Below are 23,753 nucleotides of genomic sequence, written 5' to 3'. Positions count from 1 at the left end.
GACCCCTTTCAGTTATTGAGTATGAAATAAGAGGTTTGAAAAATACTTTCGTGCATTGGCCGTTTTCACATGCAAAGTGGCACTTCTCTTATTTTCAATATGTTTAAATAAGACAAAGGCCCCACTGAGATTTTCGGTAACCTTCTCAATTTTGAATCCCTTTTGCAAGAGAAAGTCAATCTTATCCCTTTCACTTAAGAACTCTTGATAATCGGACATCTCGACACCCTTTCGTAAGCTTAAATGGAATTTTGTATTTAATTCAGGAAAAGCTTGTGCCCGTTGGGGATTTTTCGGCGATGGGTTCTTGTTCCTCTTCAATCACCCAGTCACGTCCGACAGACAATCCCAGATATTTCTCATCACTCGGATCCGATAGCTCTGCCTGCTCATACTTTTTGAACCACCAGTATTTTGCTAATACATAATAGCAAAGGGCTCCTATTCCAAATCCAACCAAAAATGAAAAGTTTGGTACAAAATATGAAGCGACTGCCCCCAGTATCCATGATATAAATCCTGCGAGATTGATTCCATTCATATAGCTGAATTGTCCTCTATCTTCATATAAAGCAGGCACATTGACACGGCGTTTTCTAATAAAATAGTAGTCTGATATCAATATTCCGACGATTGCAGACAGAATCCCACCCACAAATAGTAGAACCGGTATGATGACATCAAAAAGGTTCCAGGGCTGGACAATCGTTCCTACGATCCCGGCAGTCAGTACACCTGCCCAGAAGGGAAATTTAGGTCCTCCCACATTCGAAAAGATGGTTGCCGCAGGGACAATATTCGCTGCAATATTTGTGGACCATTGTGCCAGGACAATCATCAGGAGAAGAACTCCTAAAACGAATCCGCTTGCTGCTTCCTGCAGGGCCACTACAGGATCATAATTCAAAACAGCAATATACGATATTCCCCCTATTAACACCATAAATCCTTGTGTAATCGGAAGAGCTACCAGATTTCCGATTAGAGAACTCCGATTTCTCTTGAACCAATTCCGTTCATTGCTCGGGGCCTTCATAAAACGGGAAATGGAAGGGATATCTGCTGAAAGTGTGGCCCAGAATCCCATATTACTAAAAATAACAACCAGAAAAGCGGTAAATGTCGCTGCCCCCGTTACTGGACTTTCAACCCAGGTCCAAATGTCTCTCCCCTGAGAAGCCGCGGAGTCAGATAGAGATGAATACATCCACACTGAAATCAGGATGATAACCGGGGCAGCAAGGTCAGCAAAACGTTCTACTGCTTTAATCCCAAGAGCCGTATTCACCAACTGAAGAACGGCAAAAATCATGAAACAAACAAACCAATTATTAAAACCAAATAATATATTTAGAATTCCATTCATCGCTGTGGCACCGAAATATGTGTTGATCCCAAACCACATGGAAGCAGCGAGTCCCCGAACTACGGATGGAATATGCGTGCCCATCGTTCCAAATGGGGCTCTCATATAGACCGGGAAAGAGACACCATGCTCGATTCCTATATCACCAGTTAAGGTAATAAAAAAACCGATGGCAACTGAACCAATGATCGTGGCTAAAACAACGAGTGGTAATGGCAATGAAACGACTCCAGCTCCACCGATCGCGAATGTTGCGAGTACCACTACCATCCCTACCCACATAAATGAATACCCAAGCTTTGTAATTTTCCTCTCGCTTTCTTTAATCGGTAATAAATCAGGAGACTTTAAGTAACTTCTTTTCAACACGAACACCCCTTATCGTTTGCTTCGAATGGCAAATCCAATCTTAGTACAAGAGAGGCGAGTGGGCACAGAGTATCAATGTCTCAGCACCCGGCTCGCGGGAGTCGTTCTACATTTAAGGTGGATGTTTTTCAATAAGGGTTATCAGGACTTGGAGGATTGAAGCGCTTCACTCTCTTCATTTGAAAGCAACTTACCGTATCTCGCTCTCTTTATATACTTTCCGGAACCAAGCTTACCTGTAAACTGTTTATCTTTGATGACGTATTCACCTCTTGATAATACAGAAACCGGTTCACCCTTGATCTTCATGCCTTCAAACGGATTATAGTCTGCTGCCATGTGGTGGGTCGAAGCAGAAATGACTCTTTCAGCATCGGGATCGAAGATGATGATATCTGCATCTGTCCCTACTGCAACGGTTCCTTTTTGCGGATACAGTCCAAACAACTTGGCACTTCTTGTGGACATGATATCTACAAACTGATTCAAGGTTATACGTCCTTTGTCTACGCCTTCTGAGAATAATATGGATACACGGTCCTCAATGATCGGCCCGCCATTCGGAATTTTAGTGAAGTCCTCTTTCCCCAGATCCTTCTGACCTTGGAAATCAAATGAGCATTGGTCAGATCCCAATGTTTGAAGTTGACCGCTTTTCAATGCATTCCATAGAACATCTTGATTCCATTTTTCCCTAAGTGGAGGCGACCAGACGTATTTTGCCCCTTCAAAATTGGGACGCTCTAAATAACTTTGATCAAGGACAAGATACTGAGGACATGTTTCTCCCCATACATTCAAACCTTTGCTTCTTGCTTCTGAAATTTGATTTACTGCTTCAGAGCATGAGACATGCACGACATATAATTGTGAATCCGCTAATCCCGTCAGTTTCGCTGCACGACCAGTGGCCTCCCCCTCAAGTTCGGGTGGTCTGGTGAGGGCGTGATATATAGGTTCCGTCTTCCCTTCTTCTAAAGCCTTTTCGGTTAAGTATTCAATGACATCACCGTTCTCTGCATGCACCATGACGAGAGCACCAAGTTCCCTTGCAGCAACCAATGTTCTAAATAGCGTTTCATCATCTGCCTGAAATACATTCTTATAAGCCATGAAAACTTTAAACGAAGTGATTCCTTCTCGATTCATCACTTCAGGGAGTTGAGAGAGGACGTCCTGATTGATTTCTCCAATCATTAAATGGAAGCTATAATCGATTACAGCTTTATCCCTTGACTTGGCATGCCATGTATCGATGGCATTCTGAAGCGGTTCTCCCTTATTCGTTAGGCAAAAATCAATGAGTGTGGTCGTGCCACCGAATGCAGCGGCAATCGTCCCACTCTCAAAGTCATCCTTTGAAACGGTTCCACCAAAAGGCATTTCAAGATGGGTATGCGGGTCAACCCCTCCGGGAAATATGAATTTCCCACTGGCATCGATCACTTCTGCCTTACTTGTATCAAATTCCTTCCCAATCGCTGCAATCTTACCGTCTTGTATTAGAATGTCTGCTTTATACGTGTCTGTTGCTGTAACAATTGTTCCATTCTGTATAATTTTATCCATTACAGTACCTCCTAAAATTTCACTGCATTCCCTTTAGAGCCTGATAGGTTACTCATTACAACTTGACGGTCGTTCCAGGTCATCGGCATCTGCCCACTCGGCACCTCAATCATGTCTATGGCTCCATCAACCGGACAAACAATAGAGCATAAATTACAGCCGACACAATCCTCCTCCCTCACTTTTAAGTAACTATTTCCATTTGGGTCCTTCAGCATATCAATACATTGATGAGAAGTATCTTCACATGCAATGTGGCACTTATTACAATTGATACAGACGTCATTATTGATCTGGGCCACAACACTATAATTAAGATCCAGATTACCCCAATCTGAAAATTTTGGTACTGACTTCCCTACAATCTCCTGTACGGAAGGAATGCCCTTCCCATCCAGGTAATTATTCAGGCCATCCAACATATCCTCTACAATCCTGAATCCGTGATGCATGGCAGCGGTGCATACCTGCACTCCTGATGCACCCATAAGCATAAACTCTACTGCATCCTGCCAGTTTGATACTCCCCCCATGCCTGAAATCGGAACATTGATCCTCGGGTTCCTTGCACATTCCGCCACCATGTTCAGGGAAATAGGCTTAACTGCAGGTCCGCAATATCCTCCATGGGCTCCTTTACCAGCAACATGAGGGATTGTATTCCATGAATCCAGATCCACCCCTGCAAGGCTATTGATGGTGTTTATCATACTGACTGCATCCGCACCGCCTCGCACAGCCGCCTCAGCTGTGACGGTTATATCTGTAATATTTGGAGTCAATTTCACGATCACCGGGGTCTTAGCTACTTCCTTAGCCCAATAGGTTTGTTTCTCAACCAGCTCAGGAACTTGACCTGATGCCGAGCCCATCCCGCGTTCAGCCATCCCGTGAGGACATCCGAAATTCAGTTCCAACCCATCAACACCAACATCCTCAACTTTCTTGACAATTTCATGCCACTTTTCCTGCTTCGGTTCGACCATCAAAGAAGCGATGATGGCGTGACCTGGAAATTTCTTCTTTGTTTCGTATATTTCTTTTAAATTCACTTCCAATGGACGATCCGTTATGAGTTCGATATTATTGAAACCAGCTACACGATGCCCGTTAAAGCTAACTGCTGCAAACCTGGAAGAGACGTTTATGATTGGTTCACCTAATGTTTTCCAAACAGCACCTCCCCAACCAGCTTCGAAAGCCCTTTGAACCTGATAACCTGAGTTCGTTGGTGGCGCAGACGCTAACCAGAAAGGATTGGGTGACTTGATTCCAGCTAAATTGATGCTTAAATTTGCCATGTACTTCCCCCCTCTTAAAACAATCTCAATTCATTTGTACTGACGAATATTTTTCATGTAAATGATAGGCTGCCTGCTTCCCTTGTTCTGCTGCCGTAACAACCATCGCCTCTCCTACCCCTTTACCAAATACCACATCCCCACAGGCAAATATCTTTGGATTCGATGTTTGGTAGGTATCACGGTCAACCTTCACCACACCATCAGAATGCTCCAATCCGAATTGCTCAATAAGTGACAGATGACGGGTCTGCCCAATGGCTTTGATGACAACGTCAACGTCCAGAATAAATTCCGAACCTTTCACAGGTAAAGGTCGCCTTCTTCCGTCTCCCCCGGGTTCTCCAAGCTCCATCCTCATACACTCGACGCCTGTAACCTCTCCTTTTTCATTCCCAATCATTCTTTGAGGAGCCGTAAGCCAGCGGAATTCCACCCCATCCTGCTTAGCAAATTCATACTCAAAGTCATAGGCTGTCATTTCTTCTTTAGTGCGTCGGTATAAGATCTTCACATTTTCTGCTCCCAGACGTACTGAACATGTGGCTCCATCAATGGCTGTGTTTCCTGCACCGATCACCACCACTTTTTTTCCGACATACTCATCGGTCAACTTCCCACTTTTCGTAGCCTTGACAAACTCAATGGCATCATGAACACCTTTCAAACCTTCCCCTTCAATCATTAGATCAGGAACACAAGACATTCCTGCGGCCAGAATGACAAAATCATGTTTCACGACGATTTCTTCGGCAGATATGTCTTGACCTACTCTTACATTGGTACGAATATCTACATTTAAATTCTTCACCTGTTCCACTTCCCAATAGGATATGTTTTGAGGAAGACGGAACGAAACGATGCCATAAGTATTTAAGCCTCCCGCTTCTTTTTCTGCCTCATAAATCGTTACGTCATATCCAAAGCGTGCTAGTTCTCTTGCTGCCGAAAGCCCGGCCGGTCCCCCACCTATAATTCCGACTTTCTTTCCGTTCGGCTCTCCCGCTTCAAAAAGCACAGTGTCATTATGTCTTGCCCAATCTGTTGCGTAACGTTGGAGGTCCCCAATCATGATTGGTTTGGTGGAATAATTTAAGACGCATGCCCCTTCACATAATTCTTCCGTTGGACAGACCCGTGCACAGCTGGCCCCCACGGGATTTGCAGACATGATTGTCTTAGCGGATCCCTTTAAATTCCCTGATGCAATCTTTTTGATGAATGAAGGTATATCGATGCTTGTTGGACATGCCTGGATGCATGGTGCATCATAGCAATACAAACAACGATTCGCTTCTTCCAATGCATCTCTACTGGTTAACCCCTCATGAGTTTCCTGAAAATTCTTCTCGAGATTGAGTAACGAAAGTGTATTGGACAAACTGACTTCCCCCTCTTCATTTCCGTTTAATGAATCATAACGATGGAGCACTCCCCTTGATAAAAAATGTTCGCAAAACCAGCTTAGTTAAGGGAGTAACGCGGTCATGTCGTTGTAAGTTTCGGGTCTGCGGTCCCGATAGAACTGCCAGGTATCCCTTACTTCCCTTAATAACTTTTTATTCATCTCCCCGATGATCACCTCATCCTGGTCTCTGCTCCCAATTGAAACAAAACTGCCCCTTGGATCGACCAGATAGGACTGACCATAGAATTCCCCCATATTCCAAGGACCCTCAAAGCCGATCCGATTGATGGCTCCTAAATAGTACCCGTTAGCCACTGCATGAGCAGGCTGTTCGAGTTTCCATAAGTATTCGGATAGCCCCGCTACGGTTGCAGACGGATTGAAAACAATTTCCGCACCTTTCAACCCTAGTAAGCGCGCCCCTTCAGGGAAGTGTCTGTCGTAACAAATATAGACCCCTACCTTGGCATAAGCAGTATCAAATACAGGGTACCCAAGATTTCCCGGCTTGAAATAATACTTCTCCCAGAACCCATATCCTTCCTCACCAACCCCAACGTGGGGAATGTGCTGCTTTCGGTATTTTCCCAAGTAAGATCCATCTGCGTCGATGACAGCTGCCGTATTATAGTAAGTGGCTATTCCTTCCCGTTCATAGATTGGTAGAACGATAACGACACTTAGCTCTTTGGCCAAATCCTGAAATTGTTTTGTTGTCCGTCCATTAGGGATTTCTTCTGCCGAATCATACCATTTGGGATTCTGTTCTGAGCAAAAGTATGGCCCATAGAATATTTCCTGCAGGCATATGATTTGAGCACCTTTTTTCGCGGCATCTCTTACTAATCCCACATGCTTTTTTATTGCCTCCTCCTTGTGGACTTCCACCCCTTCTTTTCCATCCACATTATGGGAAGCCTGAATAAGTCCAATTGTAACCATGTCTGACATACCAATTCCCCCTACACGTTTAGATTATTATAAAATAGTAAGCGCTTTCATTATTTTTTGCTTTAGATGCACACTTACTAGATTTCACAACTCATAAAATTAATTCAGAATTTTAAGTATTTTCACTTTATTTTAACTCGTACAAAAATGGATTGCATTATACGTTTTGTAACACGAACTTCTTCTTCCATTTGTCACTATGTAAATAATTCTATGGATTCATCCATCTTGTCCGTTTCTCATAAGGTAGCATACTTATAATGCGAAATTTGTAGAAATATTTGTCCAAATATTATAAAAATTCAGTTTTCAATCGACAAAATTCATAATTCCCTCTTTTTTCTTTTCATTATGCATAAGAAAGGGATCACCAGTTGTACTATGTTACACGCTGCCAGATTTCGTGCAAGACTTCTCTTTCCCCGGGATTCCTCTTTTCCTCAAGATATCCAGCTACAGGGCTTAGGGGGCTTGTCACTCCCTGGTCAAAGCCCTTTCGTTTTTCTACTTTCCCGCCGGTGTCTTCATCTTGCAGTCCAATCAATAGCTAGAACCAGCTATATACACTAAGTATGCTTTAGTAAAAATAATAAAAATCCGAACGATATCGATTTTCATAAAAGAATTTCGAATGATCGTTCGGATTTTTGTTTGACTAAATCACTTTTGGCCCTGCTTCTTTTGTCGATTAACTTTATGAATTTATTGACTTCATTTTCAGTGATTGCTGTTTTTCAGGTCTGAATTTTATTATTTGTGCAATAAACCAGGTAAAAACAGCCAACCAAATGATCGATCCAAGAACCATGGAAACTGAATAGGAAAGATCAAATCCTTCAGGTGCATAAAAAATGTAGGAGCTTACCACTCCTGTCATAAACAATGCTGGAAGACTGCAAATCCAGTGGAACTTTGCGTTTTGCAATAAATAAACGGAAGCTGTCCATAACATGACAGTCGCCACTACCTGGTTTGACCAACCGACATACCTCCAAAGGAAAGTATAATCAATTTGAGTTAACAGAAAGGTAGGTACCGCTACTGGAATAACCATTAATACCGGCAACCATTTCCCTTTCATTTCTTTCTTTCGTATATCCACTAGCAAATCGGCAAGCATCATTCGTGATGACCGGAGTGCAGTATCCCCTGTCGTAATTGGAAGAATGATAACCCCAAGTACGGCAAGGATTCCACCCAAAGTACCAAGTGTCGTTTTGCTAATTTCATTAACTACTCCTGCAGGTCCGCCTGAAGCCAATGCTTCTTGAAGGCCAACCGTTCCATTAAAGAATGCCATACCTGCTGCAGCCCAGATCAACGCAATGATTCCTTCAGCCACCATTGCTCCGTAGAATACTTTTCGCCCTTCACTTTCTCTTTTAAGGGTCCTGGCCAGTATCGGACTTTGAGTGGAATGAAAACCGGAGATGGCACCACATGAAACAGTAACCATTAAGAGAGGCCATAGAGGCAGTTCACCTGGATGCATGTTTTCAAATGTTAAATTCGGTACCTGATGTTCAAAGAAGAATAATCCGATCCCAATTGCTACTGCCATAAAAATCAGAATTGCTCCAAAAACAGGGTAAATCTTTCCAATGATTTTGTTGATTGGTAAGATCGTTGCAATAAGAAAATATGTAAAGATGATGAGCAGAGAGGTCATAAAATTAAGCGGTGTCACCTCTGCCATAAGTTGCGCAGGACCCGAAGTGAAGGCAGCCGCAACGAGAATCATTAACACAATGGATAAAATGTTCATGACCGATTGAACGGGCTTTCCTAAATATTTGCCTACAATGGTTGGAAACTGTGCCCCATGATGTCTAAGAGAGAGCATACCGGAAAAATAATCATGTACAGCACCTGCAAACAGTGTTCCGATTACAATCCACAGGAAGGCTACAGGACCATATAACCCACCCAGTATCGCGCCGAAAATCGGACCTAATCCCGCAATGTTCAACAGTTGCACCAAACTTGCTTTCCACCAGCTCATGGGCATATAATCCAAACCGTCTTCTTGAGCATATGCAGGTGTAACATTGGAATCATCAACACCGAATATCTTTTCTACCACCTTTGAATAAATGAAATAACCTACTACCAAAATACAGATCGATACAAGAAATGTGAGCAATCCGATGTCCTCCCTTCAGAAATTGAAATTAACGTTTATTTTAATACGGAAAACGACAAAAAACAACAGAATTTTCTTAAAATATTATTTTTTCAGAATAAATAATTATTCATGTTTAAAAGTAAAACTCATTTTCATCACCTTGAAAACGTATACATTATACTGAGAAAATTTTTTAACATAATAAAAAGCGCACCCACTTAAGGTATGCGCCACATGTGATCTACACTTTTAATTCTTCGTTTTCAGAAATTCCTCATGAGCCTTCAAGAACTCATGATTATTTCTTTCAGTGGCAATCTCCAGGGGTGAAGGTGTAATTTCTGATTGCACGTCTCCATAGGCAAGCAAAAGAGATACAATCTCAGCACTTCCTTCAAATGCAGCAATATGCAATGGTGTGTGACCCGAAGAATCGGTCTGATTTACATTTGCTCCCTGATTCAGCAGGAACTCAATTAACTCTTTCGAAGCCTTCCCGGCAATTCCTGCGTGCAACGCCGTGTTAGACGGAATGTAGGAAACGTTAGAATTTGAAACGGAATTAATGTCCGCGCCAAAATTGAGTAGGAGCTCTACAATTTCCAAATGGTCAAAATGTGAAGCCACCCCGAGTGCTGTCAGCCCATATTCATTATCTGCATTACAAAGATTGGTATCATTTCTTAACGTTTGTTCCACTTTCACTTTATTCCCTTTTTCAATTGCCTCAAAAAACTCTTGGATTGTAATGGTTGTCATTTCCCCACCTCTTTTTTACATAATTAAAAATATTCTACCAATTTATACGTATAAAAGATAGGGATGATTGCCAAAATAGGCAGTCATCCCTATGTAATACTATTGATCTAATTTTAATTTGGCTAAAGCATCTGCTAATGCGGTGTTGACAGGCTCTTCCTTCTGCTGTGTTTTCAAATATTTATTAACGTCCCTCTTTGTTGCCTTACTATTCTTTTCTTTCTTTCTTCGATCATTAAATGTTGATAGCTTTTCTCTATGTCCACATACACAGGTGAACATCTGACCTTCCCCTTCTCCTCGCAGGTCAAGGCGTTTATGGCAATTCGGGCAGCGGGCATTTGTTTTTTTACTAATATTCTTCCGATGACCGCATTCCCGGTCCTGGCATACCAGTTTCTTTCCATGTTTATTTTTGATTTCAAGCATTAAATTCCCGCAGTCCGGGCATTTTGTTCCTGTCAGATTATCGTGGGAGAACTTCTTTGAAGTGTTCTTTATTTCATTGACTGACTTTTTAGTATAATCTTTAATTTCTTTCAGGAAATCCTGTTTCTTAAGGGAGCCATTGGCGATTTTTTCAAGTTTTTGCTCCCATTCTGCTGTCAAAGTAGGCGATTGAAGTTCTTGAGGAGCAAGCTCCAATAATTGTTTCCCTTTTGACGTCATATAAATGTCTTTTCCTCTAGGCTCTATGACTCCAGAATTGAAAAGTTTTTCAATGATATCCGCTCGCGTTGCGACAGTCCCCAGTCCTCCTGCCTCATGTATCGTTGCGAGTAAATCTTTATTGGTTTCTTTCATGAACTTTTTAGGGTTTTCCATAGCGGATAACAAGGTACCTTCATTAAATCTGCCTGGCGGATTCGTTTGGCCTTCCGTTTCTTTTATGGAGAGGACAGAATAGGTTCCCCCTTCTTCCATTTTTGAGAGGAGTTGATCTTTCTCAGAATCAAAATCGTAAACTTCTTTCCATCCAGACTCTACGATCCTTTTTCCTTTTGTTTGAAAAAATTCCGAACCTATTTTCGCTTCTACAGTCGTTTGCTCGAATTGATATGGAGGAAGGAATACTGATAAGAAACGCTTGACGATTAGATCATAAATTTTTCTTTCTCTGTCTTGTAATCGCTGAAGAGAAGGTGTTTCTTCAGTAGGAATAATCGCATGATGGTCTGTCACCTTTTGATCATCCACATAAGCTTTAGACAGCTGAATAGAGCCTTGTAATGCGACATTAGCCATCTTGCGGTAAGGCTGGACGTTCACAGCTTTCAACCTGTCCTTAAGCGTTGATACCATATCACTTGACAGATGATTACTATCTGTCCTCGGGTATGTCACTAACTTATGCTGCTCGTATAGCTTCTGCATGATCGATAGCGTCTCTTTAGCAGAGTATCCGAAGATTTTATGAGCATCTCTTTGCAGTTCAGTCAAATCATAAAGAGAAGGTGCGTGCTTTTTCTTCAACGCTTTCTTCACTGATCGAATGATGATTTCCTTACTGCCTTTTAATGACTCCGTAATCCTCGTTATTTCTTCCTTGGAAAACGTTCTAGTATCTTTATTGTTCTGATTAGACCATACAAATGTCCCTTTATCAGTCGAAGCTTGTATCCCATAAAAGGTTTGAGGGATAAAATTCTTTATTTCTTCCTCACGCTGGGCAATAATGCTTAAAGTCGGCGTTTGAACACGACCACATGATAATTGGGCATTGTGCTTGGTAGTCAGCGCTCTGGTTGCATTCATTCCTACATACCAATCTGCTTCGGATCTTGCTTGTGCTGCAGCATACAGGTTCTCGTACTTTTTTGCATCTTTGAGGTTTCTGAATCCGTCCTTGATGGCTTTATCAGTGACAGAAGAAATCCATAACCTTTTTAAAGGCTTGTTGACACGGGCTTTCTCGATGATCCAGCGTGCAACCAGTTCACCTTCACGTCCAGCATCAGTGGCAATGATGATTTCTTTTACATCTGAGCGGTTCATTTGCGCTTTGACGGTACTAAACTGTTTCCCTGATTTCTTAATCACAACAAGGTTGAGGGATGATGGGAGCATGGGCAGGTCCTCGAGCTTCCATGATTTATATCGATCGTCATAGCTTTCAGGCTCTGCAAGGGTCACCAGGTGTCCAAGAGCCCATGTAACGATATAATCGTTTCCTTCCAAAAATCCATTTCCATTTTTCGTACATTGAAGTACTCTAGCAATATCTCTACCAACAGAAGGTTTTTCTGCCAGGACCAAAATCTTTTTCATGTTCAAAATCCTTTCATTACTCGGTGTATATTTGATATATCTTTTCTAGTTTAACATACAATAAATGGCGTAGGGCATTTTGGTTCACCTCTTTGAAGAGATTGTACTATACTAGAAGGTGGTCATTTTCTATAAAGGAGCTAATGAATTTTGCAGCATGACAGACAGAAAGATTCCTTTCTTCCAAAAGAAGTTTGGGGCATGATCATCATTGTATTAATCAGTTTACTATCTAAAAGTTTAGGTTCCCTTTTTCCACTGATCGGGGGCTTATTATTCGCGATCATGATTGGAGCAATCCTCCAAAACACAACGAAACTCCCTGAAGCATTCAATCCGGGAATTAATTTCACTTTAAAAGTTCTATTGAAGGTGGCAATCGTTTTTCTAGGAGTAGGATTAAGTCTTTATGATATCCTGGATATTGGCCAGAAAGCACTTTGGATCATCTTTTTCTCGGTTTCCATTGGGATTACCATGACTTATTTCGTGGGTAAATGGCTACGTATCGACAAAAGATTAACCTTATTGATCGGAATCGGGACAAGTATTTGTGGAGCCACAGCAATCTCAGCCGTTAAAGGAATTGTCGGTGCAAAAGAAGACGAAACCGCTTATGCCTTGTCCACAATTGTCTTCTTTAATTTAATTGCCTTTGTTACCTATCCCATTATCGGACATCTTCTACACATATCTGAGTTATCGTTTGGAATCTGGGCGGGTACGGCTGTACATGATACTTCTTCAGCAGTTGCAGTTGGTTACGCATTTGGAAATGAAGCAGGGGAAGTTGCGACGACGGTCAAGCTTGCCAGGACATTATTCCTTATTCCCGTCATGTTTATTCTCCCATTCATTTTGAGGAGGAAGACACGTACAGTTGACACTAACTACAAGAAGGCTTTTCCGTGGTTTGTATTCCTGTTTTTATCCGTTTCTGTCCTTCATACATTTGGACTGATTCCAGTATTTATTGAATCGTGCCTTACGAGCACGTCCAAATTTATGATCATCATGGTCATGGCGGCAGTAGGACTTCAAGTAAGAGTGAAAGACATTATCCAATTAGGGTATAAGCCTCTCCTTACAGGATTCATTGCTTCTATCACTTGCGCTGTCATCAGTCTATTGCTCATTCTTTAAAGAGAAAACCAATCACTTGGTCGTTGTGATTGGTTTTTCTCACAAAAAAAGAGCATCTGGACAGATGCCCGCTGACTCTTTCCCTTCCCCCGCCTGCCTTTTAGCTAAGAAGAAAATACTAGGAAGAGGCCGTCTTCCTAGTAAATGTTATTCTTCGTCGCCTTCTAAGAAGTCGGGATCTAACTCTTCAAACTCTTCATCATCCAAATCACAATCCCAGTCTTCATCGTCACAACCTTCCGGATTCACTAGGACACATACTTTCGTTTCTCCGATAACTTCCACTAGGAATTCACGTTCAACGTGAACGATGATTTTGTTACCGTTTGGTGAAATTACCGCTTCGCAGCAATTAGGCTGTTGTAGTACTCTGGCACATACTTCAATGTCATCTAAGCAGTCGGGATCACGGTATTTTAATTTAATGCAGTCTGTATATTCTACTCTTTCGGTTACAACAGATGTCTTTGTGTTGTCACTGTGGGAGTACCATACGTTGATATCGTATGAACCGTGAACTTCAACCTTCTTGCCTACTTTGTGTGCTTCATACTGATGATTAATGATCCAGCAGCCTAAAATGCTCGATGGATTATGCGGTGGGCAAATCGTATGATGAGACTGTGTAAATTTACGTCCCTTCGCTACGACCGCTTTAGTAATAATCTCTCTATATTCTGCCATTCGAGCGAACCTCCTCATTCATTTTCAATTCATCTTATGCGACTATCTAGGTGTTTGTGCGAGTAAATTTTATTGCATAATGGGATTGTTGCTTAGATAATGTATTGTATGCGAATACCCATTGAATGTTCCGACATGCACTATCCGTCAGCATAGAAATAATGGTAAACTAAACAAGAGTTCATGTTCATATTAATGAGGAGGAATCACATATGGCGAAAAGCAAAGCAAGAAAAATAAGAGATCATCAAATTCGGAATACAGGTCGGGACGCATCAATTCACCGGGGCAAAAATCCTGATTTTTCGATCATGGTTCGCACAACGAAAACGAAAAAGGAATCATTGCTAAAAGAACAGACAAAACACAAAAAACGATCTTTGCAAGAAAGGCATATTCCTTTAAGCAAAGATCGTTTTTTAATTTTCCCATCTTGTCTGGGTATTTTACCGTTCAGTCATGCACTGGAGTTAAGAACAGCTTCCAGGCGTTGAGTTTTTTACATGTGATCCCGTTTCACCGCGGAGGAGGTCTCCCCCGGTGGTTTCGATGATCTGATCCGTCACATTATTAGAGATGACCGAAGCGACAATTTGCAGTAAATCATTCACATCTGTTTGAGATTCTTTAAATTGTTGAACCACTGGAATTTCATCAATTTCTTTTTCGAGGTTTTCAATTTTCGCCTCAACCATTTTTAGAGCTTCGATCTTTCCATAATGTTGGAAGTTTACGGCCTGCTTTTGTAAGCTCTTGATACTGGCGATCATTTCACGGACCTTTTGATTTTCATGGATTTGTGCTTCCGCCCGTTTAAAGAAATCAACTTCCTCTGTATCAGCAATCATTGTTGCAAGCTCTTCTGCACGCTTCATAATATCGTCTTTTGTGTACTTTGCCATATTATTTCACCTCTACCGCTTCTTGAAATTCTGTTCCAATGTAGCCTTCTTCGACCATTTCCCCATCCAATGACCATGACTTGGCATCTGTGATCTTTACTTTCACTATTTTTCCAATGGCTGTTTTAGGAGCCTTGAAGTTTACGAGCTTACTTCGTCTCGTGTAGCCTGCAAGAATGTCCGGGTTTTTCTTACTCTCCCCATCCACAAGCACCTCAACAATTTTTCCCGTATATTGCTTCATCGCTTCAGCAGAATACTCTTTCACAACTGCATTCAACCGTTGAAGTCGTTCTTTCTTCACTTCCATCGGCACATTGTCATTCATCTTCGCTGCAGGAGTGCCCTCCCGTGGAGAGTAAATATAGGTGTATGCCGATTCAAAGCCCACTTCCCTGTATAAAGAAAGTGTTTCTTCAAATTGATCATTGGTTTCATTTGGGTATCCTACAATGATGTCAGTTGTAAGCGCAACGTCTGGCATAGCTTTCTTAATTTTACCCACCAATTCCAAGAATTGTTCCCGGGTATACTTACGTGCCATAATCTTCAGAACATCCGTCGAACCGGATTGCACGGGTAAATGAATATGCTCGACCAGATTTCCTTTCTTGGCAAGTACTTCTATTAAATGATCATCAAAATCTCTTGGATGACTCGTTGTAAATCGAATACGTGGTATATCGACTTTACGAAGATCATCCATTAAATCACCTAAACCATACTCGAGGTCTTCGATATCTTTACCGTATGCATTCACGTTTTGTCCAAGGAGAGTGATTTCTTGATAGCCCTGGGCAGCAAGGTGGCGGACTTCCTGGATGATCTCTTCAGGACGGCGGCTTCTCTCTTTACCACGGGTATACGGGACGATGCAGTAAGTACAGAACTTATCACAACCGTACATGATGTTGACCCATGCTTTGATGTTACCACGGCGGACCTTCGGAAGGTTCTCAATGACGTCCCCCTCTTTCGACCATACCTCTACTACCATTGCTTTAGACATATACGCATCAGAAAGAATTTTAGGAAGACGATGAATATTGTGCGTTCCAAAGATCATGTCCACCTGCTGATACGTTTTCAGGATTTTATTTACAACCGATTCTTCCTGGGACATACATCCACATACCCCAATTAAGAGCTCCGGCTTTTCCCTTTTCAAATGTTTTAGATGTCCCAATTCCCCGAACACTTTATTTTCAGCATTTTCACGAATCGCACATGTATTCAAAAGGATGACATCGGCATCGTCTGTCGAATGTGTTGCTTCATAGCCCAGTGCCATGAAGATACCTGCCATTACTTCTGTATCATGTTCATTCATTTGACAACCATACGTTCGTATATAAAATTTCTTACCTTCCCCGAGGCCCCTATATTGATCATCGATGGTAAAGTCATTATGATATTGGATTTCTTCTTTCCCACGCTTCTTAGCATCTTTTAACGACGGTGGGATATAGACACTTTCAAAGTACTTGCTGAAATCCTTTTCGGATTTTTGGTCCGCTGGAGATACAGACTTCGATTGTTGTCCATGTTTTCGCTGTTCTTCGTTCATGAAAAATCCCCTTTCTACCTTTATAACCAAACCGTTTATCTTCTATTAAAAAACCGGCCGAATTAACAGGATATACATTCTTGCACATTATAATAGTATAAAGGTTTTCAATGCTACATACAATAGAGGCGCGTTAGTGTTGATAAATATTTCATTCCTATCTTATCTTTAGCTATTAAGTCTACTTTATCTTGATAGCTTTCATTCAATGTACTCTCAATTCAGTCCCTCAATTCTACATGTAATCTCCCTCATCGCTAAGAGCAATACTTAAAGACTAAAAACTATCAAATATGTACTAGAAAATCTATTTTTATCGTTTAGGCTAGAGGCTCAATCGAATTTCCCCTTATGAACGTATGATAATTAGTAGTAAATTGTAAAGGAGTGTAAAACTATGAGTTGTAGTCAAAAATCATTGACCCATGACACCTATTATTATGAAGATTATGAACACCATAAATGCCGGACATCACATTCAAAGCATTATGATCATTGTGTCAAAGACGTTTTAGAAGCAATCCTGGAAGCTCAAGAAAAGGTAAAAAAAGATCATGATTGCGATACATCCTGCAAGAAATCCATTGAAGATTTATTGTGTGATAAAAAGAAGCACAAAAAGAATACCATCCCCTTTTTATTATATTGTGGATGCCATCCTTTTAAGGGTACTGGTGTTACCACCTATCATTGTCCTACCGATAAGAATAAAACATTCAAATGCATCGAAACCTTCGTCTTCAAAATAAAAGAAATTGATCATAAATGTGCTACTCTTGAATTATTGACATTTAAATCCGACCACCATAAAGCCGATGCCCACCTTAAACATGAAAGTAAGTGTGCTCTCTCATCACCATGTAAACAAATAGACCACAAAAGTGTGGAGGACTTGATGAAAACAGGTATTTGTATAACTGTAGACTTGTCTTGTTTCTGTGCTATTACCTGTCTTCCCGCCGTTCATCTATAGGAACATTAGAATATATTCATTATTAAAAAAAGGTGAACAAAAGTCGTTCACCTTTTTTATCCTCCAAAAGCTTCTAGCAGATCTTCAATATCTTTCAATTCCACTGGGGTATGGTCTGGTTCTTTTCGACTAACGATCGGGCATTCTTTCAAGCTCTTGGATGAATCATATCCATCTTGGAGCAGCATTCTTTTTAATTCTAATAGTTCTTCCAATATGGCATCTGATGCCATATTTTTATGAACAGGTTCAGTGCCGTGAAAATAATCATGCAAAGCAGAAAAAACAAGATGAATCAACGTATTATTTTTAGAATGATAAGCGATTTGATCTTGTATCTTAGAAGTGATGGCTTCTGTTTCCCCTGTTTTAACATTAATAAAGTTCTCGGGGATCGTTAGAATCGTATCATGAAAATAATCTGTATATTTCTTAGGCATATCCATCACCCTTTAGCTTTTTGTATATTCGACATGTACAGGATTGTTTTTTAATTGATTTAATTTTGCAAGTATCATTAATCCTGACACATTTAATTTTTCCATATTTGGAGGGAAGAATAATTCAATAGGGCGACCTCTTTCTGCCCATTTCACTGCCGCTTCCCTTATATGAGATTCGGCTATTTTAGCAGCACCACCTACTGCAATGTATTTGACTGCCCCCTTGATTTCATTTGAGCTATTTCTAACTCTATCGAAATGCTCCAGATATTTAATGGCCAATGATTTTAACTGTGGAATAATATATTTACTTATATCCTTTTTCACACCCGCGAAGGGTTCGACATACCACTCGGATTGACCGGCCACCAGCTTTTCCTCCAGTTCGGATCTTGAATCGAATTTGTATAACTCATACTTACTGACTTTCTGTATAATATGATCTAAAAACTGGTTAATCCCAAATGGCTCACCTTCAATGGAGGCTACTGGCTTATTGTTTTTTATTCCTACAAAATCCACTGAATCCCCTCCCAGATCACCGATTAGGATCCCTTTGGCAGAATCCTGTAAGAGAGATTCATCTTTAACACCTAATGTCTCACTATCTCGAGTTAACGCCAGATATGCACAGGCTCCTTCTGCCCCGATAATGACATCTTTAATATGAAGTCGGACAACTATTTCTTTAGAAGCGACCATTCCTGGCACCTTATGAAGATATACAGTATGAGTACCGATCAGACGGCTTTTCAGCGTATCTTTGCGCTCTTTATATTGAGTAGTTGGCAAAGAGACCGCCAATTGATCTATCTCAAAGGATACATCTGTTTCTGATTGGTTGTTCATTACAGCGTGAAATGCCACCATGCCGAATAAAAGAGTGTAAGTACGGTCTTCATCTACTTTCTGATTATTAAAGGATGTTAAACTCACATTACGCTGTCTCGCTGCTGCCTTACCAATATAGAAAATATCTCTTTTCTCATGCAACGCTTGACTGTTCACTTCCACAATCAAATTGTCTTGTAATAAAACATCCTCGTCGTCGTAAGGTTTTTCATAAAATTCTTCATCAAATAAAGCAATTGCATTTGGCATGCAATATTCAGTCATTTCACCTTTTATTGAAGCAAGTACTTTATAAAAGCTGTTTCCTAAGTCCACAGCAACATAATTTTGCCCATCCATTTCATCCGCCTCCTTCCTTAAAGCCTATGCATGGATAGAAAACATCTGTGCACGTACCCAGTCATATTTTTTCAGTCTAGTAACGTAAAATGGAAATGAATTATTTGATTTTCTACTAGAATGGTTTTCTCTTGTAAATTTCCACTCTTATACTGATTCATTTAACCACTCTTAATAGATTCGTTCAGCATACTATAAAGTGTAGTTTAAATATTGTAAATTAATTAGGAGGAAAAAAAATGAGTGATTATAATAAGAATAAAAACTGTGTGAATGTGGATAAATCTGCATCACTCGATCACTGCGATAACACGGCAGTAGATCCCATTCTTACCCCGGCAGGCGAAAGGACTATCCATGTTCCAGTAGATCTAGGAGTGTATAATGTATCCAGTAATCTTGAAGCACATATCACATTTCCAGAACCTGTAATGGAAATTAAAGATGTAAAAAAGAAGGTGGAAATTGTTCAGTGCCGTTTAATGACTATTCCAACCAGTAATGGTGACTTCAGTGGTGTTGGTGCGCAATTTCCATTGTTGTTATCAGGATATGTACGCAAAAACATTCAATATGCCACACCTTGTGGAGGTTCCGGATATGATGGATCATGTGTATCTTCTGACATTAAATCATTAACAGTCCGCGTCCCTTTTAAATGTATGACTACGATTACCCTCGAGTCACCAGTCCAACTTCCGAGAACAAATAATCGACAGGAATTTGACTTCTTTAGAGCTCAAGATTTAGGGACAGGCTATCCTGAGAAGGATCAATATTTGTCAAACGACATCTCCCAATTCCATCAATATAGCACGCAATACTATAATCAGCTTCCCTATTGTGAACTGCTTTCCAGCAGCATTCTAGAGTGGGATGAATCAACAGATCGTGTATCTGAAGGTCCTGTAGGTGAAGGATACTTCTACAATATGCTAGAAAAAATGTCCCTTAACTTCACCATTAAAGTATTACAAAAACAACAGGTTCGTATTGATGCATTAGACGCAGATGCATAATAGTTATGTAACCGGCACTCCCCTTACTGTAAGAACAACAGTAGAGGGAGTGTTTTTTCATTCTATACTACTCTCCTAAGTGTTTGTAACGGGTTCCCGATAATTAGTCTCTTTACATATAGGCTTCGGCCCAAACAACAATCATTCTTAATCATAAGATGTCAGTATCTTGCTTTAGGAGGCCCCTTATGTTTGATAACTATAATAAAATGTCAGAATGTAACGTTACGTCAAATTTGCATGAATGTAACAGCCATTGTCACCATCCGAATGTTAGTATTGGTAAAATTGTGACCAAGGTACCTGTCGTACTGGCTGAACTGTCACTTGAGGTAAATGTAGATGCGACGATTACATTTCCAGAAGCCGTCTTGGAAATTAAAGATATTAAAAAAACGATTAAACTAACACAGTGCAGACTTCTTCTTCCTTCTAATAAACTCTTTGTAAAAGGTTTTGTTCGAAAAAACATCCAATATGCAAGCCCTTGTAAAGAAATTGAAGATACTTCCCAGTCTTCTATTGCCTCAGATCTTCATTCTTATACAGTAGATATACCTTTTCAATGTGTGACAGATATTAAGCATTTCTTATCGATGCCTGTGATGCCTGAAGTAAATAATCGTCAAGAATTTGATTTCTTTATTTCGAAACCATTACCTTCGGGGTATCCAGAAAAGGATGAGTTTCAATCACATGATTTATCTCAGTTTCATCAAGAAAGTCATCAATATTACAATGAAATACCTTACTGTGAAATAGTTTCCAGTAAAATTATTGAATGGGATGAAGCCATCGATCGCTGTCCACTCCCTCATTCAGGTCCGATTGGAGAAGGTTACTTCCGAACAATCGAAGAAAAAATGGTCATAGATATATGTGTGAAAGTCCTACAGAACCAGCAAATTCGGGTTACCTCCACCACGAATGATGATTGCGACTGAGAATGACCATTCATTTTAGAGAGGAGGTAAAGGATTAGGTGTGATTGAAGCGCACCAATCACCATAATTATGAGAAATGATAAATATGATGATATAGAAAAACATTTTCTAAATAAGATGGAAGAAAAACAAACAAACAAACATGAACCGACTCAAAAAAATCAACCTCATTATTCATTTTCTTTATTTAATCTTAATCAAAAGCATGATCCTTCAATTGAAAAAAGTGTAAATAACGATAAAATGGCATCAAATGATATAATTCCTCCAAAGGAGTCTCAGGAAGAAATTCTTACGCACCCAACATTTTTCCCTCCTCCTAAGGTCATGGATATGGAAATCGGCCAAGAAGACAAACTAAGCACTTCTGATGATCGGGGTGATGAGAAGGAAGAGGAGTACCTGATCCCCAATCATTCCAAAGAGGATCTTCCTGATGAAAGGAACAAGATTGAGCTTTCGACCCCAGATTATAATGAAGGTATCGAGCCATCTATGGATGATGAATTTGAAAAAAGGATTTCAGCCAATGAAAATGAATCTGTGTCGATACGAGAAGAAATATTCATGATGTTGAATGAAGAGTTGGAAGAGGAACGAACTGATGGCAGTTCAGAGGATATCTCCATGTCAAAGATGACAAACCATGAAAGTATATCTTCAGAAGAGTACTCGAATGCGAACGAAGTAGGAAACTTCCTACAAGAAAATGGAAATGATAATCCACACGTTCCACATCATCACGAACAAATTTGTATGTTCAACGATCATTATTCCTCTTCGTTGGACCTTGACAACGAAGGAAATCAATACTCTCCATTTACTCATTTTTTAGAAACGATATACTGTAAAAAAAAGCCTACTTTAATTAATAATGAAAAGGAGGATTTCGTTCATTCCATAGGTTGCTTAACTTCTGTTCTTAAAAAGATTTCAACTGAACTTGATTTGATGAATACCCGTCAAGATTATGTAGAGGAAATCGAACAAGACCAACCGAAACTAACTGATCTTAAAAAGCATTTCGAAAATGAACTTACAGCGGAGAACCATACCGAAGAAGTGAAGGAAATTAAATCACCAGGGTGTCATTCATTAACTGTAAAAATTCCAGTTGTATTGTCTACTATACGCATTGAAGTAACCATCTTTAAAAATATTGATCTCCCCTTCCCAATTGAATATATACAGACAATCCATTGGTCCATTCATTCTCTTCACACACATATCCCTTCGCCTTCTTCGGTTGTATTTGTGAAAGGGATTCTTGTTGCTGCGATTGAATATGTAAATCCAGGAGAAACAAGTTCTGTACATTCAGTGAAAATCCCAATTGAATGGAATCACACCAGTCATACTCGTTGGAAAATCCCACCAAAAATCCCTAAGAGTTTTCACAGAGAATACACTTTCATTGCTCAAAGCAACCAAGGAATGACCACTCATAATGAAAGTCATTATTCTTATTGTGATTCAATCAACCATTCTCTACACGATTTCAAGTTTATTAGTCAGCAGGAGTGTTTAACACAAGAAGAAAAGGCCACCCTGAAAGTCCAAGGGTGTTTAACTTTATGCCTCCATTTAACGCAAGAACAATTTGTCCAATTCAATGTGAATGAAGAGATTTAATGATATGTATAAAGAGGAAGGTATACCCACTCATTGTGAAATCCTTTTTTACTCTGATATCTCAATATTCCTTAATAAAAATGCCGTTATGGCAGACTCTCGTCTTTCAATACGAGTCTGCCTATGGCATTTTGTGCTAACCATTATTGTTGGATAATATTTCTGAAACGATTAAAGACTGCTTCAGGACCTTGCTGAGCTTCTCCTTCACCAGTATTCGCATCTCCAGCGAACTCTTGTTTCTTTTGCGTTAATTTAATCAAAAGGTTAATGTCCATTTTTTCTGTGATTTTATTAAATCGTCCCCAATTATCAAAGTTTTCAGTAATGTCCCACTGATTTACTGCAGATGCAAGTAGTTTGCAGTTGATAGGCTCATTATTGATTTCAAATGTTAATGATCCGAATTCACAACGGCTTGCACCCATTCCATCTTTGGCAAGTTCTCTTCTTTGCAAGACATTTTCCTTAATGCTGAAGTCAATTCCAAATGGTTTGTTGACAGGATTAGCAAGTCTTACTCGATCATACGCTTTAAAAGGAATGTCAACACTATAGTCTTTTACCACTCCGTAAGAACCTTCTACATATTGAATATTCTTGTGGACAATTCCCTCTACGAATAATTTAACATATTCCGGAAAGCCTGGTATAGGAATGGCTTTACACTGGGTTAGTGAGACGTTTTTCTCAATATTTTTAATTGCCCTTGCATAAGTCGGAAGATAAATCTCTGCTTCAGTTAGAGATTGAAGAAATACATCTCCAAGAACAACCGTTACTTCTTCTAAATCAAGGTCTGGTACATATGTTTCTGTAAATAAGCTTTTTGACTTTGCCTTATCACCAGATGGTTGTGGAGGGCATCCATGATGGCCGCCGAACCCGCACCCTGTATTCTTTTTCATATTAATTCACTCCTGATAGTCATAAATTAATCAATAGAAAGGGCCTAAGTGTAGAGGAAATAATAAATATCCCCTTTCTATTGACTTATTATAATCTATGATTATTTCCACATAAATGAGTGGACGAGTGTCGGTAGGCTTCAACATATTTCTAGCATTACTTCTATTAATCTATGAAACGTAACGAAAACTTTTGAGGCAATTAGTTGAATCATATACTCAGATTGGGTT

The 23,753-nt window shown here is 40.1% G+C and carries 22 protein-coding genes; 6 read left to right on the top strand and 16 right to left on the bottom strand.

Going from position 1 to position 23,753, the window contains the following annotated elements; genetic code table 11:
• Window positions 1–12 precede the first annotated feature (12 nt).
• The 10 genes from BAA9072_RS24140 to BAA9072_RS06590 form a co-directional block, all read right to left on the bottom strand.
• On the bottom strand, window positions 13–219 hold the full coding sequence (locus tag BAA9072_RS24140) for a hypothetical protein (RefSeq protein ID WP_230980778.1): 207 nt from the start codon (window positions 217–219) through the stop codon (window positions 13–15).
• Window positions 220–262: 43 nt separating this feature from the next.
• Window positions 263–1,732: an NCS1 family transporter gene (locus BAA9072_RS06630; RefSeq protein WP_201713893.1), complete on the bottom strand. Its 1,470-nt coding sequence runs from the start codon at window positions 1,730–1,732 to the stop codon at window positions 263–265.
• A 144-nt stretch (window positions 1,733–1,876) separates the two neighbouring features.
• Window positions 1,877–3,304, bottom strand: a complete 1,428-nt coding sequence (gene hydA / locus BAA9072_RS06625; protein ID WP_201713892.1) for a dihydropyrimidinase — start codon at window positions 3,302–3,304, stop codon at window positions 1,877–1,879.
• Between the two features lie 11 nt (window positions 3,305–3,315).
• On the bottom strand, window positions 3,316–4,605 hold the full coding sequence (gene preA, locus BAA9072_RS06620; RefSeq protein WP_201713891.1) for an NAD-dependent dihydropyrimidine dehydrogenase subunit PreA: 1,290 nt from the start codon (window positions 4,603–4,605) through the stop codon (window positions 3,316–3,318).
• Window positions 4,606–4,630: 25 nt separating this feature from the next.
• On the bottom strand, window positions 4,631–5,986 hold the full coding sequence (locus BAA9072_RS06615) for an NAD(P)-dependent oxidoreductase (RefSeq protein ID WP_201713890.1): 1,356 nt from the start codon (window positions 5,984–5,986) through the stop codon (window positions 4,631–4,633).
• 87 nt (window positions 5,987–6,073) lie between these two features.
• Window positions 6,074–6,964, bottom strand: coding sequence for a nitrilase-related carbon-nitrogen hydrolase (locus tag BAA9072_RS06610; protein ID WP_201713889.1), 891 nt, complete (start codon window positions 6,962–6,964; stop codon window positions 6,074–6,076).
• Window positions 6,965–7,343: 379 nt separating this feature from the next.
• The gene (locus BAA9072_RS06605) at window positions 7,344–7,508 is read right to left on the bottom strand and encodes a hypothetical protein (protein ID WP_201713888.1); all 165 of its coding nucleotides are present in this window, start codon (window positions 7,506–7,508) and stop codon (window positions 7,344–7,346) included.
• Between the two features lie 150 nt (window positions 7,509–7,658).
• Window positions 7,659–9,107 (bottom strand): carbon starvation CstA family protein, encoded by a 1,449-nt coding sequence (locus tag BAA9072_RS06600; protein WP_201713887.1) that lies wholly within the window; start codon window positions 9,105–9,107, stop codon window positions 7,659–7,661.
• 231 nt (window positions 9,108–9,338) lie between these two features.
• On the bottom strand, window positions 9,339–9,848 hold the full coding sequence (locus BAA9072_RS06595; protein WP_201713886.1) for an ankyrin repeat domain-containing protein: 510 nt from the start codon (window positions 9,846–9,848) through the stop codon (window positions 9,339–9,341).
• A 99-nt stretch (window positions 9,849–9,947) separates the two neighbouring features.
• On the bottom strand, window positions 9,948–12,116 hold the full coding sequence (locus BAA9072_RS06590) for a DNA topoisomerase III (protein ID WP_201713885.1): 2,169 nt from the start codon (window positions 12,114–12,116) through the stop codon (window positions 9,948–9,950).
• A gap of 150 nt (window positions 12,117–12,266) precedes the next feature.
• Here BAA9072_RS06590 and BAA9072_RS06585 point away from each other — a divergent pair, with 150 nt between their 5' ends.
• Window positions 12,267–13,259 carry a YeiH family protein gene (locus BAA9072_RS06585; RefSeq protein ID WP_230980777.1) on the top strand — a complete coding sequence of 331 codons (993 nt, stop codon included), beginning with the start codon at window positions 12,267–12,269 and terminating at the stop codon, window positions 13,257–13,259.
• Between the two features lie 147 nt (window positions 13,260–13,406).
• Here the strand turns inward: BAA9072_RS06585 and BAA9072_RS06580 are convergent, their stop codons facing one another.
• Window positions 13,407–13,943, bottom strand: coding sequence for an outer spore coat protein CotE (locus BAA9072_RS06580; RefSeq protein WP_138777630.1), 537 nt, complete (start codon window positions 13,941–13,943; stop codon window positions 13,407–13,409).
• A gap of 212 nt (window positions 13,944–14,155) precedes the next feature.
• Here BAA9072_RS06580 and BAA9072_RS06575 point away from each other — a divergent pair, with 212 nt between their 5' ends.
• Window positions 14,156–14,437, top strand: a complete 282-nt coding sequence (locus BAA9072_RS06575) for a hypothetical protein (protein ID WP_201713884.1) — start codon at window positions 14,156–14,158, stop codon at window positions 14,435–14,437.
• On the opposite strand, the gene BAA9072_RS06570 is transcribed toward BAA9072_RS06575, so the two are convergent.
• Both BAA9072_RS06570 and miaB read right to left on the bottom strand, forming a co-directional pair.
• A complete protein-coding gene (locus BAA9072_RS06570; protein ID WP_201713883.1) occupies window positions 14,414–14,845 on the bottom strand; it encodes a RicAFT regulatory complex protein RicA family protein in 432 nt (143 codons plus the stop codon). The two genes, BAA9072_RS06575 and BAA9072_RS06570, sit on opposite strands and share 24 nt — an antisense overlap.
• 1 nt (window position 14,846) lies before the next feature.
• The gene (gene miaB, locus BAA9072_RS06565) at window positions 14,847–16,412 is read right to left on the bottom strand and encodes a tRNA (N6-isopentenyl adenosine(37)-C2)-methylthiotransferase MiaB (protein WP_201713882.1); all 1,566 of its coding nucleotides are present in this window, start codon (window positions 16,410–16,412) and stop codon (window positions 14,847–14,849) included.
• 397 nt (window positions 16,413–16,809) lie between these two features.
• Here miaB and BAA9072_RS06560 point away from each other — a divergent pair, with 397 nt between their 5' ends.
• On the top strand, window positions 16,810–17,385 hold the full coding sequence (locus BAA9072_RS06560) for a CotY/CotZ family spore coat protein (RefSeq protein WP_201713881.1): 576 nt from the start codon (window positions 16,810–16,812) through the stop codon (window positions 17,383–17,385).
• Window positions 17,386–17,441: 56 nt separating this feature from the next.
• On the opposite strand, the gene BAA9072_RS06555 is transcribed toward BAA9072_RS06560, so the two are convergent.
• Complete coding sequence (locus BAA9072_RS06555) at window positions 17,442–17,825, bottom strand: hypothetical protein (RefSeq protein ID WP_201713880.1); 384 nt, start codon at window positions 17,823–17,825, stop codon at window positions 17,442–17,444.
• 12 nt (window positions 17,826–17,837) lie between these two features.
• Complete coding sequence (locus BAA9072_RS06550; protein WP_201713879.1) at window positions 17,838–19,019, bottom strand: ParM/StbA family protein; 1,182 nt, start codon at window positions 19,017–19,019, stop codon at window positions 17,838–17,840.
• A 239-nt stretch (window positions 19,020–19,258) separates the two neighbouring features.
• Here BAA9072_RS06550 and BAA9072_RS06545 point away from each other — a divergent pair, with 239 nt between their 5' ends.
• The 3 genes from BAA9072_RS06545 to BAA9072_RS06535 all read left to right on the top strand — a co-directional run bounded on the left by BAA9072_RS06545 (window position 19,259) and on the right by BAA9072_RS06535 (window position 22,614).
• A complete protein-coding gene (locus tag BAA9072_RS06545) occupies window positions 19,259–20,038 on the top strand; it encodes a CsxC family protein (RefSeq protein WP_201713878.1) in 780 nt (259 codons plus the stop codon).
• A 188-nt stretch (window positions 20,039–20,226) separates the two neighbouring features.
• Window positions 20,227–20,982 (top strand): CsxC family protein, encoded by a 756-nt coding sequence (locus BAA9072_RS06540; protein ID WP_201713877.1) that lies wholly within the window; start codon window positions 20,227–20,229, stop codon window positions 20,980–20,982.
• Window positions 20,983–21,315: 333 nt separating this feature from the next.
• Window positions 21,316–22,614 carry a hypothetical protein gene (locus tag BAA9072_RS06535; protein WP_201713876.1) on the top strand — a complete coding sequence of 433 codons (1,299 nt, stop codon included), beginning with the start codon at window positions 21,316–21,318 and terminating at the stop codon, window positions 22,612–22,614.
• Between the two features lie 143 nt (window positions 22,615–22,757).
• Here the strand turns inward: BAA9072_RS06535 and BAA9072_RS06530 are convergent, their stop codons facing one another.
• A complete protein-coding gene (locus BAA9072_RS06530; protein WP_201713875.1) occupies window positions 22,758–23,522 on the bottom strand; it encodes a CsxC family protein in 765 nt (254 codons plus the stop codon).
• Window positions 23,523–23,753: the final 231 nt, after the last annotated feature.

This window comes from Rossellomorea arthrocnemi, from assembly GCF_904424705.1.
Lineage (GTDB): Bacteria > Bacillota > Bacilli > Bacillales > Bacillaceae_B > Rossellomorea > Rossellomorea arthrocnemi.
The sequence above is the reverse complement of the archived record's forward strand: the minus strand, read 5'-3'. Positions and strand labels throughout refer to the sequence as shown.

Bases quoted from the DNA above. Each gene is read 5' to 3' on its own strand.
- BAA9072_RS24140 (WP_230980778.1), bottom strand. From the start codon at position 219: ATGTCCGATTATCAAGAGTTCTTAAGTGAAAGGGATAAGATTGACTTT.
- hydA (WP_201713892.1), bottom strand. From the start codon at position 3,304: ATGGATAAAATTATACAGAATGGAACAATTGTTACAGCAACAGACACG.
- preA (WP_201713891.1), bottom strand. From the start codon at position 4,605: ATGGCAAATTTAAGCATCAATTTAGCTGGAATCAAGTCACCCAATCCT.
- BAA9072_RS06610 (WP_201713889.1), bottom strand. From the start codon at position 6,964: ATGTCAGACATGGTTACAATTGGACTTATTCAGGCTTCCCATAATGTG.
- BAA9072_RS06595 (WP_201713886.1), bottom strand. From the start codon at position 9,848: ATGACAACCATTACAATCCAAGAGTTTTTTGAGGCAATTGAAAAAGGG.
- BAA9072_RS06590 (WP_201713885.1), bottom strand. From the start codon at position 12,116: ATGAAAAAGATTTTGGTCCTGGCAGAAAAACCTTCTGTTGGTAGAGAT.
- BAA9072_RS06580 (WP_138777630.1), bottom strand. From the start codon at position 13,943: ATGGCAGAATATAGAGAGATTATTACTAAAGCGGTCGTAGCGAAGGGA.
- BAA9072_RS06575 (WP_201713884.1), top strand. From the start codon at position 14,156: ATGGCGAAAAGCAAAGCAAGAAAAATAAGAGATCATCAAATTCGGAAT.
- BAA9072_RS06570 (WP_201713883.1), bottom strand. From the start codon at position 14,845: ATGGCAAAGTACACAAAAGACGATATTATGAAGCGTGCAGAAGAGCTT.
- miaB (WP_201713882.1), bottom strand. From the start codon at position 16,412: ATGAACGAAGAACAGCGAAAACATGGACAACAATCGAAGTCTGTATCT.
- BAA9072_RS06560 (WP_201713881.1), top strand. From the start codon at position 16,810: ATGAGTTGTAGTCAAAAATCATTGACCCATGACACCTATTATTATGAA.
- BAA9072_RS06555 (WP_201713880.1), bottom strand. From the start codon at position 17,825: ATGCCTAAGAAATATACAGATTATTTTCATGATACGATTCTAACGATC.
- BAA9072_RS06550 (WP_201713879.1), bottom strand. From the start codon at position 19,019: ATGGATGGGCAAAATTATGTTGCTGTGGACTTAGGAAACAGCTTTTAT.
- BAA9072_RS06545 (WP_201713878.1), top strand. From the start codon at position 19,259: ATGAGTGATTATAATAAGAATAAAAACTGTGTGAATGTGGATAAATCT.
- BAA9072_RS06540 (WP_201713877.1), top strand. From the start codon at position 20,227: ATGTTTGATAACTATAATAAAATGTCAGAATGTAACGTTACGTCAAAT.
- BAA9072_RS06535 (WP_201713876.1), top strand. From the start codon at position 21,316: ATGGAAATCGGCCAAGAAGACAAACTAAGCACTTCTGATGATCGGGGT.
- BAA9072_RS06530 (WP_201713875.1), bottom strand. From the start codon at position 23,522: ATGAAAAAGAATACAGGGTGCGGGTTCGGCGGCCATCATGGATGCCCT.